General features: G+C 70.3%; 16 protein-coding genes. 15 read left to right on the forward strand and 1 reads right to left on the reverse strand.

The features are described 5' to 3' along the window. The first annotated feature begins 78 nt into the window (after positions 1-78). The 7 genes from thrS (at position 79) to pdxS (ending at position 7,469) form a co-directional block, all read left to right on the forward strand. Positions 79-2,148 (forward strand): threonine--tRNA ligase, encoded by a 2,070-nt coding sequence (gene thrS / locus A3Q40_RS07680; protein WP_068100950.1) that lies wholly within the window; start codon positions 79-81, stop codon positions 2,146-2,148. Then, on the forward strand, positions 2,145-2,693 hold the full coding sequence (locus tag A3Q40_RS07685) for an HIT family protein (RefSeq protein WP_068100952.1): 549 nt from the start codon (positions 2,145-2,147) through the stop codon (positions 2,691-2,693). The genes thrS and A3Q40_RS07685 overlap by 4 nt, the downstream gene beginning before the upstream one ends. Positions 2,694-2,697: 4 nt before the next feature. Further along, positions 2,698-3,378, forward strand: coding sequence for a phosphatidylinositol phosphate synthase (pgsA, locus tag A3Q40_RS07690; protein WP_068100955.1), 681 nt, complete (start codon positions 2,698-2,700; stop codon positions 3,376-3,378). Next, positions 3,375-4,286, forward strand: a complete 912-nt coding sequence (locus A3Q40_RS07695; RefSeq protein WP_068100958.1) for a phosphatidylinositol mannoside acyltransferase — start codon at positions 3,375-3,377, stop codon at positions 4,284-4,286. The genes pgsA and A3Q40_RS07695 overlap by 4 nt, the downstream gene beginning before the upstream one ends. Continuing rightward, a complete protein-coding gene (locus tag A3Q40_RS07700) occupies positions 4,283-5,407 on the forward strand; it encodes a glycosyltransferase family 4 protein (protein ID WP_068100961.1) in 1,125 nt (374 codons plus the stop codon). The genes A3Q40_RS07695 and A3Q40_RS07700 overlap by 4 nt, the downstream gene beginning before the upstream one ends. Next, positions 5,404-6,417 (forward strand): NUDIX hydrolase, encoded by a 1,014-nt coding sequence (locus A3Q40_RS07705; protein WP_068100964.1) that lies wholly within the window; start codon positions 5,404-5,406, stop codon positions 6,415-6,417. Before A3Q40_RS07700 ends, A3Q40_RS07705 begins: the two co-directional genes overlap by 4 nt. Before the next feature lie 203 nt (positions 6,418-6,620). After that, on the forward strand, positions 6,621-7,469 hold the full coding sequence (gene pdxS / locus A3Q40_RS07710) for a pyridoxal 5'-phosphate synthase lyase subunit PdxS (protein WP_068105600.1): 849 nt from the start codon (positions 6,621-6,623) through the stop codon (positions 7,467-7,469). Positions 7,470-7,478: 9 nt separating this feature from the next. Here the strand turns inward: pdxS and A3Q40_RS07715 are convergent, their stop codons facing one another. Next, positions 7,479-8,090: a hypothetical protein gene (locus A3Q40_RS07715; RefSeq protein ID WP_068100966.1), complete on the reverse strand. Its 612-nt coding sequence runs from the start codon at positions 8,088-8,090 to the stop codon at positions 7,479-7,481. A 97-nt stretch (positions 8,091-8,187) separates the two neighbouring features. On the opposite strand from A3Q40_RS07715, the gene A3Q40_RS07720 reads away from it, so the two are divergent. The 8 genes from A3Q40_RS07720 to secD all read left to right on the forward strand — a co-directional run bounded on the left by A3Q40_RS07720 (position 8,188) and on the right by secD (position 15,333). Then, positions 8,188-9,039 (forward strand): acyl-CoA thioesterase, encoded by an 852-nt coding sequence (locus A3Q40_RS07720; RefSeq protein ID WP_068100968.1) that lies wholly within the window; start codon positions 8,188-8,190, stop codon positions 9,037-9,039. Next, a complete protein-coding gene (pdxT, locus tag A3Q40_RS07725; protein WP_068100971.1) occupies positions 9,036-9,701 on the forward strand; it encodes a pyridoxal 5'-phosphate synthase glutaminase subunit PdxT in 666 nt (221 codons plus the stop codon). The genes A3Q40_RS07720 and pdxT overlap by 4 nt, the downstream gene beginning before the upstream one ends. 41 nt (positions 9,702-9,742) lie before the next feature. Continuing rightward, entirely contained in the window at positions 9,743-10,498 is a 756-nt protein-coding gene (locus A3Q40_RS07730) for a YebC/PmpR family DNA-binding transcriptional regulator (protein ID WP_068100974.1), read from the forward strand. A gap of 113 nt (positions 10,499-10,611) precedes the next feature. After that, on the forward strand, positions 10,612-11,208 hold the full coding sequence (gene ruvC / locus A3Q40_RS07735) for a crossover junction endodeoxyribonuclease RuvC (RefSeq protein WP_068100976.1): 597 nt from the start codon (positions 10,612-10,614) through the stop codon (positions 11,206-11,208). Further along, positions 11,209-11,808 (forward strand): Holliday junction branch migration protein RuvA, encoded by a 600-nt coding sequence (ruvA, locus tag A3Q40_RS07740; protein WP_068100979.1) that lies wholly within the window; start codon positions 11,209-11,211, stop codon positions 11,806-11,808. Next, positions 11,805-12,890 (forward strand): Holliday junction branch migration DNA helicase RuvB, encoded by a 1,086-nt coding sequence (gene ruvB, locus A3Q40_RS07745; protein ID WP_068100982.1) that lies wholly within the window; start codon positions 11,805-11,807, stop codon positions 12,888-12,890. Before ruvA ends, ruvB begins: the two co-directional genes overlap by 4 nt. Before the next feature lie 107 nt (positions 12,891-12,997). Beyond that, on the forward strand, positions 12,998-13,390 hold the full coding sequence (gene yajC / locus A3Q40_RS19760) for a preprotein translocase subunit YajC (RefSeq protein ID WP_082833819.1): 393 nt from the start codon (positions 12,998-13,000) through the stop codon (positions 13,388-13,390). A gap of 155 nt (positions 13,391-13,545) precedes the next feature. Next, a complete protein-coding gene (gene secD, locus A3Q40_RS07755; RefSeq protein WP_201132959.1) occupies positions 13,546-15,333 on the forward strand; it encodes a protein translocase subunit SecD in 1,788 nt (595 codons plus the stop codon). The last annotated feature ends 2 nt before the right edge of the window (positions 15,334-15,335 follow it).

The raw sequence follows: 15,335 nt of genomic DNA on the forward strand, positions 1-15,335 counted from the left end.
GCGTCGGCCGGTGCCGATACGCTGTCACCGATCCATCCCGTCCGCCCTCCCAGTCCGTCAGTCGAGGAGCACATCACCGTGAGCATCACCGAGTCCGCTGGTCCCGCACCCCGCATCAGCGTGGCGGCCGGGACGACCGCCGGGACGGCGCTGCGTGACGCGGACCTCCCGAACAAGGGACCGGGAGCCATCGTGGTGGTCCGGGACGCCGACGGGCGCCTGCGCGACCTGTCCTGGACTCCGGAGACCGACACCGTCGTCGAGCCGGTGCGCGCCGATTCCGAGGACGGGCGCAGCGTCATCCGCCACTCCGCCGCGCACGTGCTGGCCCAGGCGGTGCAGGAATTGTTCCCGCAGGCCAAGCTCGGCATCGGTCCGCCCATCGAGAACGGCTTCTACTACGACTTCGACGTCGCCGAGCCCTTCACGCCCGAGGATCTGGCGAAGCTCGAGAAGAAGATGAAGCAGATCGTCAAGAGCGGTCAGCGGTTCTCCCGGCGGGTGTACGAGTCCCTGGACGCGGCGAAGGCCGAGCTGCAGGACGAGCCGTACAAGCTCGAGCTGGTCGACGACAAGGGCTCGGCGGACGACCCCGAGGTCATGGAGGTCGGCGGGGGAGAGCTCACCGCGTACGACAACCTCAATCCCCGCACGGGCGAGCGGGAGTGGGGCGATCTGTGCCGCGGCCCGCACGTGCCCACCACCAAGTACATCCCGGCGTTCACGCTGACCCGCAGCTCGGCGGCCTACTGGCGCGGCAACCAGGACAATGCCGGGTTGCAGCGGGTGTACGGCACGGCGTGGGAGTCCCAGGAGGCCCTCGACGCCTACCTCGAGCTGCTGGCCGAGGCGGAGCGTCGTGACCATCGGCGACTGGGGTCGGAGCTGGACCTGTTCAGCTTCCCGGACGAGTTGGGATCCGGCCTGCCGGTGTTCCACCCCAAGGGCGGCATCGTCCGCAAGGAGCTCGAGGACTACTCGCGCAGCCGCCACGTGGCCGAGGGCTACGAGTTCGTCTACTCCCCGCACATCACCAAGAGCACGCTGTACGAGGTGTCCGGTCACCTGGACTGGTACAAGGACGGCATGTTCCCGGCCATGCACCTGGACGCCGAGCTCGACGAGAACGGCGACGTGCGTAAGCCCGGCCAGGACTACTACCTCAAGCCGATGAACTGCCCGATGCACAACCTGATCTTCGACTCGCGCGGGCGGTCCTACCGCGAACTGCCGTTGCGGCTGTTCGAGTTCGGCTCGGTGTACCGCTACGAGAAGTCGGGCGTCATCCACGGCCTCACCCGCGTGCGCGGCATGACGCAGGACGACGCGCACATCTACTGCACGCGCGAGCAGATGCGCGGCGAGCTCACCCGCACGCTCGAGTTCGTACTGGGGCTGTTGAAGGACTACGGCCTCGACGACTTCTACCTCGAGCTCTCCACCCGGAACCCCGAGAAGTCGGTGGGGTCCGACGCGGTGTGGGAAGAGGCGACGGCCACGCTCGCCGAGGTCGCCGAAGCGTCGGGGCTGCAGCTGGTTCCGGATCCGGGCGGCGCCGCGTTCTACGGCCCGAAAATCTCGGTGCAGGCCAAGGACGCTCTGGGCCGTACGTGGCAGATGTCGACCATCCAACTCGACTTCAATCTGCCCGAGCGCTTCGAGCTCGAGTACACCGGTCCCGACGGCACCAAGCAGCGGCCGGTCATGATCCACCGGGCACTGTTCGGGTCCATCGAGCGGTTCTTCGGCGTGCTCACCGAGCACTACGCGGGCGCGTTCCCGGCGTGGCTCGCTCCGGTGCAGGTGGTCGGCATCCCGGTCGCCGAGGCGCACCAGGACCACCTGTTCGCGGTCGTCGGCGCATTGAAGGCCGCAGGCGTGCGCGCCGAGGTCGACGCGGGTGACGATCGGATGCAGAAGAAGATCCGCACCCACACCACGCAGAAGGTGCCGTTCATGCTCCTCGCCGGTGAGCGCGACGTCGAGGCCGGCGCGGTCTCCTTCCGGTTCCGCGACGGCACCCAGGTCAACGGCGTCCCGGTGGACACGGCCGTCGCGGCCGTGAGTGCGTGGGTCGCGGAGCGACGCAACGAGTCCCCCACGGCGGCATTGTTGTCGGACCTGGTTCCCGCGACGGAGTCGGCGTGAACGGGCCCGACGGCACCATCGTCGACCACGGCGTCGGTGACGAGGATCGGCTCCAGCGATTGTGGTCGCCGCACCGGATGTCGTACATCGCGACGGCGCCGGGCAACGGCGACGACAAGGCCGTCACGGAACCGTTCACCCACATCCCGACGCTCGCCGACGAGGACGGCCTGGTGGTCGCCCGCGGCGAGCAGGTGTACGCCGTGCTCAATCTGTACCCGTACAACCCCGGTCATCTCATGGTGGTGCCCTACCGCAAGGTCGCGGCGCTCGAGGATCTGACCGACGCGGAGAGCATCGAGCTGATGCGGTTCACGCAACACGCGATCCGCACCATCAAGAAGGTCTCGCGGCCGCACGGGTTCAACGTCGGGCTCAATCTCGGTGCGCCCGCCGGTGGTTCGCTGGCGGAACACCTGCACCAGCACGTCGTGCCCCGGTGGGGCGGCGACGCCAACTTCATCACCGTGATCGGCGGCGCGAAGGTGATGCCGCAGTTGTTGCGGGACACCCGCGCGCTTCTGGCCGACGCGTGGAAGGACTGACCACGTGCTGAGCATCTTCGGGCGGGCGTCGGCCTCCAAGGTCACCGCGCCGCTCGGCCGAGCGCTGAACAGCACCGGCCTGACCCCCGACTCGGTCACGATCATCGGCACCGTCGTCAGCGTCGTTGCGGCCGTCACGCTGTTCCCGAGCGACCATCTGCTGATCGGCACGCTCGTCATCTGGCTCTTCGTGATGTTCGACATGCTCGACGGGGCGATGGCGCGGGCGCGCGGCGGCGGCAGCAAGTACGGCGCCGTGCTGGACGCCACGTGCGACCGTGTGGCGGACGGCGCCATCTTCGCGGGGCTGTCCTGGTGGGCGATCTTTCACCAGAACGACCGACCGTTGCTCGCCGCGATGCTGGTCTGCCTGGTCACCTCGCAGGTCATCTCCTACGCGAAGGCGCGCGCCGAGGCCAGCGGTCTGTCCGCCGACGGCGGCTGGATCGAGCGGCCCGACCGCCTGGTCATCGTGCTGGTCGGGTCCGGCCTGACCGGAATCGGACAGCTCGCGTCGTGGGACTGGTTGCAGTTCGCCCTCCCCGTGGCGACGTATTTCCTGGCCGCCGCCAGCATCGTCACCGTCTTCCAGCGCGTTCTGGCCGTGCGGAATTCGGCGGGGGCACGCGACATCATCCCCATCCAGCCGGATCGGAATCGGATCGAACCCGGCGCGAACCCGTGAGCCTCGGCGAGCAGCTCGGCGCCGCAGGGTACGTCGCCGGGTGGCGGGTGGTCCGGGCGTTGCCGGACGGTCTCGCACGCCGACTCTTCGACGCCGGCGCGGATATCGCCGCTCGCCGCGGCGGCGGCCCGGAGCAGCTGCGACGCAACCTCGCTCGGGTCCTGGGGACGGCTCCGGCGGACGTCCCGGACGAGATGATCCGGGCGTCGGTGCGCTCCTACGCCCGGTACTGGCGTGAGGCGTTCCGGCTGCCGTCGATGGACCTCGCCGCACAGGCGCGCAGCATCGACGCCTCGGTGACCGGAAAAGAGCATCTCGAGGCCGCTCTCGCCGCGGGACGCGGCGCCGTGCTCGCCCTCCCGCACAGCGGCAACTGGGACATGGCCGGGGTGTGGCTGACACAGACCCACGGGCAGTTCACCACCGTCGCCGAGCGATTGCGGCCCGAGTCCCTGTACCGGGAATTCGTGGCCTACCGCGAGTCGCTGGGGTTCGAGATCTTCCCGCTGAGCGGCGGCGAGCGGCCCCCGTTCCCGCAGTTGCGGGACCGACTCGAGGTCGGCGGCGTCGTGTGTCTGCTCGGCGAGCGGGACCTCGCTCGACACGGGGTCCCGGTCACGTTCTTCGGTGAGCCGACCCGCATGCCGGCGGGACCGGCTCGGTTGGCGATCGACACCGGGGCCGCCCTGCTGCCCGTGCACTGCTGGTTCACCGAGACCGGGTGGGGTTTCTCGGTGGAGCCGCCCGTCGACGTCTCCGGCGGCGTCGAGTCGGCGACGCAGTCGCTCGCGGATCGCTTCGCTGCGAACATCGCCGCGCACCCGCAGGATTGGCACATGCTGCAGCCGCTCTGGTGGGACGACCTGTCCGAGGCCCGTCGGGCGCGGATGACGGGGGACACGGCGTGAGGATCGGCATCGTCTGCCCGTACTCCTTCGACGTCCCCGGCGGGGTTCAGGCGCACGTCGCCGAGCTCGCGGAGGTCCTCATCCAGCGTGGGCACAAGGTCAGCGTGCTCGCACCCGCGAGCGACGACACCGAGCTGCCGGACTTCGTCGTCTCCACCGGCAAGGCGCTGAGCTTCCCGTACAACGGGTCGGTGGCGCGCCTGGCGTTCGGCCCGGTCACCTACAGCCGGATCAAGGCGTGGATCGACAAGGGCGAGTTCGACGTGCTCCACATCCACGAGCCCAACGCGCCCAGCCTGTCGATGCTCTCGCTGAAGATCGCGGACGGTCCCATCGTGGCCACGTTCCACGCGTCCACCACGAAGTCGTTGTTGCTCAGCACCTTTCAGGGTGTTCTTCGGCCGTACCACGAGAAGATCGCCGGCCGGGTCGCGGTGAGCGAACTCGCCCGCCGCTGGCAGGTCGAGGCTCTGGGCACCGATGCCGTCGAGATTCCCAACGGTGTCCACGTGCCGGCGTTCCGCGAAGCGCCGGTGCTGCCGGGTTATCCGCGAGAGGGCCGGACGATCCTGTTCGTGGGGCGGTACGACGAGCCCCGCAAGGGCATGGCGACTCTGCTCGCCGCGCTCGGTCGGATCGTCGCGACGCATCCGGACGTCGAGGTGCTCGTGGTCGGGCGGGGCGACGAGCAGAAACTCCGTCACGAGGCCGGCCCGTCGGCACGGCACTTCCGGTTTCTCGGCCAGACCACCGACGCGGAAAAAGCGTCGGCGTTGCGGTCGGCGGACGTCTACTGCGCCCCCAACACCGGCGGCGAGAGCTTCGGCATCGTCCTGGTGGAGGCGATGGCGGCCGGCGCGCCCGTCGTCGCGTCCGACCTCGACGCGTTCCGCCGCGTGCTGCGCGGCGGCACCGCCGGCGCGTTGTTCCCGGTGGGCGACGCCGACGCCCTCGCCGACGAGGTGATCTCCCTGCTCGACGACGACGTGCGCCGGACGACGCTCGTCGCGGAAGCGTCGCGCGTCGTCGTGAACTACGACTGGCCCGTGGTCGCCGAGCAGATCGTGCGGGTCTACGAGACCGTGGCGGTCCCCGGGCGCGTCGTGGGGGTGGCGGAGTGACCACGACGCTCGTCGCGGTCGGGCTCCTGCTCGCCGTTCTCCTCGTGCTCGCGGCACTGTGGTCGTACTCCACGGCGCATCGACTCGACCGACTGCACGTGCGCTACGACCGTGCCTGGCAGTCCCTCGAGGCGGCGCTGGCCCGGCGCTCCGTCGTCACGCGCGCGGTGGCCGCGACCCTGGACGGGCCGGACACGCCCGCGCGGACGCTGACCTCGCTGGCGGATCGGGCCGAACGCGCGGACCGACCGGACCGGGAGAGCGCCGAGAACGCCGTGTCGGTGGCCATCGGCCGGATCGATCTGACGCGGCTACCCCCGCAACTGGTGTCGGAACTGGCGGACGCCGAGGCCCGCGTGCAGATCGCGCGCCGCTTCCACAACGACGCGGTGCGGGACACGCTGGCGCTGCGGTCGCGTCGCCCGGTGCGGTGGTTGAAGCTCGGGGGCACGGCGCCGATGCCGACGTACTTCGAGATCACCGAGCGCGACACCACTACGGCGCCGGTGGCCGCGGCGCGGACGCGCACCTCGGCGCGCGTGGTCCTCATGGACGAGCGGGGGCGCGTCCTGCTGCTTCGCGGCCACGATCCGCAGGTGCCCGAGGTCCACTTCTGGTTCACGATCGGCGGCGAGGTCGAGGTCGGGGAGACGCTGCGCGACGCCGCCGTCCGGGAACTGCAGGAGGAAACCGGCCTCCGGGCGTCGCCCGACGAGCTGCGCGGGCCGATGTGGCGCCGGACGGCGACGTTCACGTTCGACGGCCGGGTCATCAAGTCCGAGGAGCTGTTCTTCGCCCTCCGCGCCGAGGCGTTCGAACCGGTCTCGACCGGTTTCACCGATCTCGAACGTCGCGTGGTCGTCGACCACCGGTGGTGCACGGCCGACGACATCCGCCGCGTCGCGGCCTCGGGCGAGGCGGTGTACCCGCGGGCGATGGCCGAGCTGCTCGACGAGGCGGACACGGTGCTCGCGATGCGGACGGACCCCGACGTGCGCGCCATCGCCTGAGCGGCGGGCAGGCCAGCCGACCGCGACTGGTTACTGCGAAGGGGTCCAGTCGGTCCTACTGTCGGTCGTGTTCTCGGCACCTCGTGTGCCGCGTCGACGTGACAAGGAGTTCGTTCGTGACCACCGCAGCAGCCCCCGAGCGCAACGGAGCCACCCACCGGTCCGACACCCCGGAGACGGGAACGGCCCGGGTGAAGCGCGGCATGGCGGAAATGCTCAAGGGCGGCGTCATCATGGACGTGGTGACCGCCGATCAGGCGAAGATCGCCGAGCAAGCGGGCGCCGTCGCCGTCATGGCCCTCGAGCGCGTTCCCGCGGACATTCGCGCGCAGGGCGGGGTCTCGCGCATGAGCGACCCCGACATGATCGACGGCATCAAGGCCGCGGTCTCCATCCCCGTGATGGCCAAGGCCCGCATCGGCCACTTCGTCGAGGCCCAGATTCTGCAGAGCCTCGGCGTCGACTACATCGACGAGTCCGAGGTTCTGACCCCCGCCGACTACTCCCACCACATCGACAAGTGGCGCTTCACCGTGCCGTTCGTGTGCGGTGCCACCAACCTCGGCGAGGCCCTGCGCCGCATCACCGAGGGCGCGGCCATGATTCGCTCGAAGGGCGAGGCCGGCACCGGCGACGTCTCCAACGCGACTACGCACATGCGGACCCTGCGCGACCAGATCCGGCACCTGACCTCGCTGCCCGAGGACGAGCTCTACGTGGCGGCCAAGGAACTGCAGGCGCCGTACGACCTGGTCGTCGAGGTGGCTCGGGCCGGCAAGCTCCCGGTGACGCTGTTCACCGCCGGCGGCATCGCCACTCCGGCGGATGCGGCGATGATGATGCAGTTGGGCGCGGAAGGCGTGTTCGTCGGCTCGGGCATCTTCAAGTCCGGCAACCCCGAGCAGCGGGCGGCAGCCATCGTCAAGGCCACCACGTTCCACGACGACCCCGACGTGCTCGCCGACGTCTCCCGTGGGCTCGGCGAGGCCATGGTGGGCATCAACGTGGACGAGATCCCGCAGCCCCATCGGTTGGCCGAACGCGGCTGGTGACCCGCGCGCTCAGGACTCACGTAGCGCCGGGCGATCGGGGTGGTCGACCTTCACCTCGACGTCCGGCGCCTCGCCGTGCCGGTCGGTGTGGGTCAGGAGCGCGTCGACGGTCCAGCGGTCGTCCTCGGGGGTGAGGCGTCGCAGGGCCGCCGGTGACATCGTGAGCGCCACGGTGAGGTCGGTGCGCAGGCCCCGGCCGAGCAGCATCGGACCGGCGACGATCAGAACCTGATCCGGACCGGCGTCGACGGCGCGGAGCCGCGCCGAGCGGTCGGACTTCGCGTCCCAGATGGCGGGCAGCCAGTGGCCGCGGTCGTGGAGCGCGGCGACGACTTCTCGTGCGACGCCGTCGTAGTCGAACCATGCCGTGCGGTAGGACAACTCGTCGGTGCGGCCGTATTCGAGCCGAAGCGACGCGGGCCGGACCCACCCGCGGAGGTCGACGACGTCGGCGGCGCGGCCCTCGGTGCGTAGTCGCTCGGCCACGCGACCGGCGAGATCGACGGGGCGAGCCGCGTCAGATCCGTCGATCAGCACGATTCGGCGACCCGCCAGTGGTCGGAGACGGTCCGTCACGACCTCGGCGACGCCATCCGGGGTGACGGGGGAGTAGGTCGGCATCGGTTCGATTGTCCCCCTCGGCGAGCGCTCTGGAACACTGTCGCGCAGTGTCGGTCGGGTCGAGGGCCCGGCCGGTCCGATCGTCAGAAAGGCAGCCATGGCCGGCATCGAAGAGATTCTCGAACTCGAGCGCATCGAGAACGACATCTACCGGGGCAGTTCCATCCCCAGCGAATTGCAGCGGACCTTCGGTGGTCAGGTGGCGGGTCAGGCTCTGGTGTCGGCGGTCAAGACGGTCGACGCCGCGTTCCGGGTGCACTCGCTGCACGGGTACTTCCTGCGGCCGGGCAACCCGAACGAGCCGACGGTGTTCACCGTCGACCGCATTCGCGACGGCCGGTCGTTCGCCACGCGCCGAGTGACCGGCATCCAGGACGGCAAGGCGATCTTCACCATGTCGGCGTCGTTCCACGTCGAGGACGAGGGCATCGAGCACCAGGATCGGATGCCCGCGGTCGTCGGGCCGGAGGAATTGCCCGATCTCGCCGACGACGAGTCGTCCGCCCGCAAGCTCTTCTTCCGCGAGTGGAGCCGGTGGGACGTCCGCCTCGTCCCGTCGGAGAAGCTGACGCGGAGCGCGAGTCTCGCTGCGCAGCAACAGGTCTGGATTCGCTACCGGGACCCGCTGCCGGACGATCAGGTGTTCCACGTCTGCGCGCTGGCGTACATGTCCGACATGACGCTGTTGGGGTCGGCGAAGGTCCCGCACGAGGACGTCGCCACGCAGACGGCGTCCCTCGACCACGCGTTGTGGTTCCTGCGACCGTTCCGTGCCGACGAGTGGTTGCTCTACGACCAGACCTCGCCGTCCGCCGGGCTGGGTCGGGCGCTGACCCAGGGCCGAATCTACGACCGGGAGGGACGGATGGTCGCGGCCGTGACCCAGGAGGGACTCATGCGATTCGACCGCACTGCCACTCACACGCCGGGCCTGGACGCCGAGCGATGACCGACCCGGTCGTCGGTGTTCTCGCGCTGCAGGGGGACGTGCGCGAGCATCTGGCGGCGCTCACCGCGTCGGGCGCGCGGGCGGTGCCGGTGCGGCGGCCCGCCGAGCTCGCGGCCGTGGACGGCGTGGTGATTCCCGGCGGTGAGTCCACCACGATGGGGCTGCTGCTGCGCACGTTCGATCTGCTGGAGCCGCTGCGCGCGGCCGTCGCGGGCGGCCTGCCGACCTACGGCTCGTGCGCCGGGATGATTCTGCTCGCGTCCGAGATCCTCGACACGCGGCCGGACGCCGTGCACCTCGACGGGCTCGACGTCACCGTGCGGCGCAACGCCTTCGGCCGTCAGGTGGACTCCTTCGAAGCCGACCTCGACGTGACCGGAGTGTCCGGCGAGCCGGTGCACGCGGTGTTCATCCGGGCGCCCTGGGTGGAACGCGTCGGCCCGGAGGTCGAGGTTCTCGCGACCGTTCCCGCGGGTCCGGCCGCGGGCCGCGTGGTCGCGGTACGCCAGAACTCGGTGCTCGCGACGTCGTTCCATCCCGAAGTGACGGGTGATCGACGCATCCACGCGATGTTCGTCGACATGGTGCGGACGGCGGTGGAGCGCGCGGAGTCGGCCGTCAGCACGGCGCGGGCCGACGGTCGGCCCTCGCTGTCCGCGTAAGCTGGATCCGTTCTCCGCCGGTACGAAAGGGGCATTTGCCGATGAGCGGCCACTCCAAATGGGCTACGACCAAGCACAAGAAGGCCGTCATCGACGCCCGTCGTGGCAAGTCCTTCGCCAAGCTGATCAAGAACATCGAGGTCGCCGCGCGGACCGGCGGCGGTGACCCGGCCGGCAACCCGACGCTCTACGACGCCATCCAGAAGGCGAAGAAGACCTCGGTGCCGAACGACAACATCGAGCGCGCACGCAAGCGCGGTGCCGGTGAAGAGGCAGGCGGCGCCGACTGGCAGACGATCATGTACGAGGGCTACGGGCCCAACGGCGTGGCGGTGCTCATCGAGTGCCTGACCGACAACCGCAACCGCGCCGCCGGCGAGGTGCGCGTGGCGATGACCCGCAACGGCGGCAACATGGCCGATCCCGGATCCGTCGCCTACCTGTTCTCGCGCAAGGGCGTGGTGACGCTCGAGAAGAACGGTCAGAGCGAGGACGACGTCCTCATGGCGGTGCTCGACGCGGGCGCCGAGGAGGTCAAGGACAACGGCGACACCTTCGAGGTCGTCTCCGAGCCGACCGACCTGGTGGCGGTTCGGTCCGCGCTGCAGGAAGCGGGCATCGACTACGACTCCGCCGAGGCGAGTTTCCAGCCGTCGGTCAGCGTTCCCGTGGACGCCGAGGGTGCGCGCAAGGTGTTCAAGCTCATCGACGCGCTCGAGGACAGCGACGACGTGCAGAACGTCTACTCGAACGTCGACATCAGCGACGAGGTCATGGCGGAGCTCGACGCCGAGTAGCGCGCCGTGTCGCTCGCCGGTCACTTCCGCCCCGGGCGTTACAGTATCGAACAACAGTTCGTAGGTGGCCGGCTCGCGTCCGGTGCCCGCCCGGCGGAAGGAACGGTGTCCGGTTGCGTGTCATGGGTGTCGATCCGGGTCTGACCCGGTGCGGCCTGAGTCTCGTCGAGGGCGGGGCGGGACGCGCCGTGACCGCGCTCGACGTCGACGTCGTCCGCACGCCGGCCGATCTGGACCTGGCCGAGCGGTTGCTCCTGATCGCGGAGTCGGCGGAGTACTGGCTGGACACCCATCGACCCACCGTCGTCGCCGTCGAGCGGGTGTTCTCCCAGAACAACGTGCGCACCGCGATGGGCACCGCGCAGGCCGGCGGGGTCATCGCGCTCGCCGCCGCCCGGCGGGGGATCCCGGTCGCGTTCCACACGCCGAGCGAGGTGAAGGCCGCGGTGACGGGCAACGGTTCGGCCGACAAGGCCCAGGTCACCGCCATGGTGACCCGCATCCTGGGGATGCAGCGGGCACCGCGACCGGCCGACGCCGCCGACGCGCTCGCCCTGGCCATCTGTCACTGCTGGCGAGCCCCGATGCTCGCGCGCATGGCCGCAGCCGAGAAGCAGGCCGCCGCCGCCAAGGCGGCGTACGAGAAGAAGCTGGCCCAGCAACGTGCCGCGCACCGGGCGCGCACCATCACCCCGGGAGCGACGCGCTAGATGATCTCCTCCGTCCGCGGCACCGTGCTGGACATCGCCCTCGACCACGTCGTCGTGGAGGCGGGTGGCCTCGGCTACCGCGTCAACGTCACCCCGGCCACGCTCGCGTCGCTCACGCGCGGAGCCGAGGCCACGCTGGTGACATCGATGATCGTGCGCGAGGACTCGATGACGCTCTACGGGTTCACCGACGGCACGTCACGTGACCTGTTCGGACTCCTGCAGACCGTGTCGGGCGTGGGTCCGCGGCTCGCCATGGCCGTGTTGGCCGTGCTCGAACCCGACGCGCTGCGCACCGCGCTCGCCGACGGCAACACCGCCGCGTTGACGCGGGTACCGGGGATCGGCAAGCGTGGCGCCGAACGCATGGTCGTCGAACTCCGGGACAAGATCGACGGCGTGGTCGCGGCACCGCCGACCGCCGCCGGTCCCGCCGGCACGGGGGCGGTCCGCGATCAGGTGGTCGAGGCGCTGGTCGGTCTCGGCTTCCCGGTCAAGCATGCCGAGACCGCCGTCGACGCGGTCCTCGCGGACACGCCCGATGCGACCACCGCCACCGCACTCCGATCGGCCCTGTCGACGCTCGGACGGTCGCGATGACGGACGCGGATCGGCCCGAGGACCCCTCGCCCGTCACCGCCGAGGTCCGGCCCGACGACGGTGATCTGGACGCGAGCCTGCGCCCGAAATGCCTCGACGATTTCATCGGTCAACCGCGGGTGCGCGAGCAGTTGCACCTGGTGCTGCAGGGCGCGACGCAGCGCGGCGGCACACCCGACCACATCCTGCTGTCCGGTCCGCCCGGTCTCGGCAAGACGTCCATGGCCATGATCATCGCGGCCGAACTCGGCAGCGCCCTGCGGCTGACCTCCGGGCCGGCGCTCGAGCGCGCGGGCGACCTGGCGGCGATGCTCAGCAATCTGGTCGAGGGCGACGTGCTGTTCATCGACGAGATCCACCGCATCGCCCGGCCGGCCGAGGAGATGCTCTATCTGGCGATGGAGGACTTCCGCGTCGACGTCGTCGTCGGCAAGGGGCCGGGAGCGACGTCCATTCCGCTCGACGTCGCGCCGTTCACGCTCGTCGGGGCCACCACTCGATCCGGCGCCCTCACGGGCCCGTTGCGCGACCGTTTCGGCTTCACCGCACACATGGACTTCTACGACCCGCAGGAACTGCAGCGCATCCTCACGCGCTCGGCCGGAATCCTGGGGGTGCGGATCGACGCCGACGCGGCCGCCGAGATCGCGGGCCGCTCCCGCGGGACGCCGCGGATCGCGAACCGGTTGCTGCGCCGCGTGCGCGACTACGCGGAGGTCCGCGCCGACGGTCGGGTCACGCTGGCCGTGGCGCGCGCGGCACTGGACGTGTACGACGTGGACGAACTCGGGCTCGACCGTCTCGACCGTGCGGTTCTCGGCGCGCTGGTGCGCAGCTTCGGCGGCGGACCGGTGGGGGTGTCGACGCTCGCCGTGGCGGTGGGGGAGGAACCCGCCACCGTCGAGGAGGTGTGCGAGCCCTATCTGGTGCGCGCCGGGATGATCGCCCGAACCCCGCGGGGACGCGTGGCCACGGCCGCGGCGTGGGAACGGCTGGGCCTGGTTCCGCCGCCGGACCTGGCCGTCGGCGGCATCGCCGTGCGCGTCAACGAGCCCCAGCGGACCCTGTTCGACGAGTCCTGATCGCCCGAAACGGGCATCGTCGTGGCACACTGGACACGCGGTGGGCAGCCGTTCCCACGGTCGAACCCGCCACCATTCACCCCCGATCACGAGGATTGACGTTTCCGATGGAACTGCTGTTTCCCCTTCTCATTCTTGCGCTCCTGGTGCCCATGTTCATGGGTATCCGCCGACAGAAGAAGGAGATGGCGAAGGTCTCCGAGCTGCAGCAGTCCCTGAGCGTCGGTGACCGCGTGATCACCACCGCCGGACTGCACGGCCTGGTCGACGATCTCACCGACGACACGGTCGATCTGGAGATCGCCCCCGGCATCATCACCACGTGGTCGCGTGTCGTCGTGCGCGAGGTCGTCGCCGACGAGGACGAGACCGACGAGCTCGCGGAGACCGCCGGCATCGACCACGACGAGACCGTCGACGCCGGCGCTCGGGTCGACGCACTCGAGAACGGCCGCACCACGGACCCCGACGCCGCGGCGCCCCGCCTGACCAAGGACTGAGCGGCCCCACCGAACCACCCACCGCCCCCGAGGACGTCCTCGGGGGCGGTGGCGTGTCCGCGAGAGGGTACGGTCGATCGGGCTCCGGACCCCCGTTCCCAGCCGACCCGTGTCGTTTCGACACCGACCCGAGCATCCGAGGAGAAGCAGCAATCGTGGCATCGTCCAGCGGATCGTCGTATCCGGTGCGGTATCTCGCCCTGTTCGGGGCGTTCGTCGCACTGATCTACGGCCTGGTGTTCCTCACCGGTGACAAGTCGCCTACCCCCAAGCTGGGCATCGACCTCCAGGGCGGTACCCGCGTCACGCTGACCGCACGCACCCCGGACGGCAGCGCGCCGAGCCAGGACAGCCTGCGTCAGGCGCAGCAGATCATCGAGACGCGCGTCAACGGTCTCGGTGTGTCCGGCTCCGAGGTGGTCATCGACGGTCAGAACCTGGTCATCACGGTGCCCGGCGACGACTCCTCGCAGGCGCGCACGTTGGGTCAGACGGCTCGCCTCTACATCCGGCCGGTCATCCAGGCGACGTCCCCGACGCCGCCCGGAACCCCCGCGGCCACGGATCCCGGTGCTCCGGTCGATCCTGCGGCCCCGGTGGACCCCGCTGCGCCGGTCGATCCTGCGGCCCCGGTGGACCCCGCTGCTCCGGCCGACCCCGCTCCGCAGAACCGACCGTTCCCCGCGCAGGATCCGACGGACCCTGCCGCGCCGACCGACACGGCGCCGACGGACACCGCGCCGGCCGAGGAGCCGAGCGAGCAGGACGCCGGCTCCGAACCGGGTGCCGCGCCGACCGAGTCGAGTCCCGACGAGACCGCGGATGCCATCGCCGAGGCCAAGGCGCTGCGCCAGAGCGAGGACCCGACCGTCCAGCAGCAGGCCGCGGCCACCATCGACTGCTCGGCGCCGGACCCCCTGCAGGGCAACGACGATCCCGCCCTGCCGCTCGTGGCCTGTTCGACCGACGGCACCGCGGTGTACGTGCTCGGACCGTCGATCATCGACGGTCAGCAGATCGCCGACGCATCGTCGCAGTTCGACACGCAGCAGTCCCGCAACGTCGTCTCCCTCAGCTTCGACACGGCCGGTGGCGACACCTGGGCGCAGTTCACGGCGGCGAACATCGGACAGCAGGCCGCGTTCACGCTCGACTCCAAGGTGGTGAGCGCGCCGGTCATCCAGGGTGCGACGCCGTCGGGCAGCGCCACTCAGATCACCGGCAACTTCACCGCCGACAGCGCGCGGGAACTCGCCAACACCCTCAAGTACGGGTCGCTGCCGCTGTCCTTCGCCGCGTCGGAGGCGGAGACGGTGTCCGCCACCCTGGGTCTCGCCTCGCTCGAGGCCGGACTGATCGCGGGCGCGGTCGGCCTGGTGCTGGTCCTGCTCTACTGCCTCCTCTACTACCGCATGCTCGGCATCCTGACCGCGCTGTCGCTGGTGCTGTCCATGGCCGCGATCTACGGCATCCTGGTGCTGCTCGGTCGGTGGATCGACTTCACCCTCGACCTCGCGGGTATCGCCGGGCTCATCATCGGCATCGGCATGACCGCGGACTCGTTCGTCGTCTTCTTCGAGCGCATCAAGGACGAGATTCGCGAGGGACGTAGTTTCCGGTCCGCCGTGCCACGAGGGTGGGCCCGAGCCCGGCGCACCATCCTGTCCGGCAACGCGGTGAGCTTCATCGCCGCTGCCGTGCTCTACGTCCTCGCCGTCGGACAGGTGCGCGGCTTCGCCTTCACCCTGGGTCTGTCCACGCTGCTCGACATCGTCATCGTGGTCCTGGTGACGTGGCCGCTGGTCAACCTCGCGTCCCGGTCCGAGTTCTGGTCCCGGCCGTCGATCAACGGCCTCGGCGCCGTCCAGGAGATCGCCCGGGCCCGCAAGCGTGCCGCCGCCGCCAAGACCGCTGCCGCCGCCGGCGCCGAGAAGGAGGCCTGAAT

The sequence above is a fragment of the Rhodococcus sp. PBTS 1 genome, assembly GCF_001620025.1.
Classification (GTDB): Bacteria; Actinomycetota; Actinomycetes; order Mycobacteriales; family Mycobacteriaceae; genus Rhodococcoides; species Rhodococcoides kroppenstedtii.

Coding starts and splice junctions, on each gene's coding strand:
- pdxS (WP_068105600.1), top strand. CDS start 6,621: ATGGCGGAAATGCTCAAGGGCGGCGTCATCATGGACGTGGTGACCGCC.
- A3Q40_RS07715 (WP_068100966.1), bottom strand. CDS start 8,090: ATGCCGACCTACTCCCCCGTCACCCCGGATGGCGTCGCCGAGGTCGTG.
- A3Q40_RS07720 (WP_068100968.1), top strand. CDS start 8,188: ATGGCCGGCATCGAAGAGATTCTCGAACTCGAGCGCATCGAGAACGAC.
- pdxT (WP_068100971.1), top strand. CDS start 9,036: ATGACCGACCCGGTCGTCGGTGTTCTCGCGCTGCAGGGGGACGTGCGC.
- A3Q40_RS07730 (WP_068100974.1), top strand. CDS start 9,743: ATGAGCGGCCACTCCAAATGGGCTACGACCAAGCACAAGAAGGCCGTC.
- ruvA (WP_068100979.1), top strand. CDS start 11,209: ATGATCTCCTCCGTCCGCGGCACCGTGCTGGACATCGCCCTCGACCAC.
- ruvB (WP_068100982.1), top strand. CDS start 11,805: ATGACGGACGCGGATCGGCCCGAGGACCCCTCGCCCGTCACCGCCGAG.
- yajC (WP_082833819.1), top strand. CDS start 12,998: ATGGAACTGCTGTTTCCCCTTCTCATTCTTGCGCTCCTGGTGCCCATG.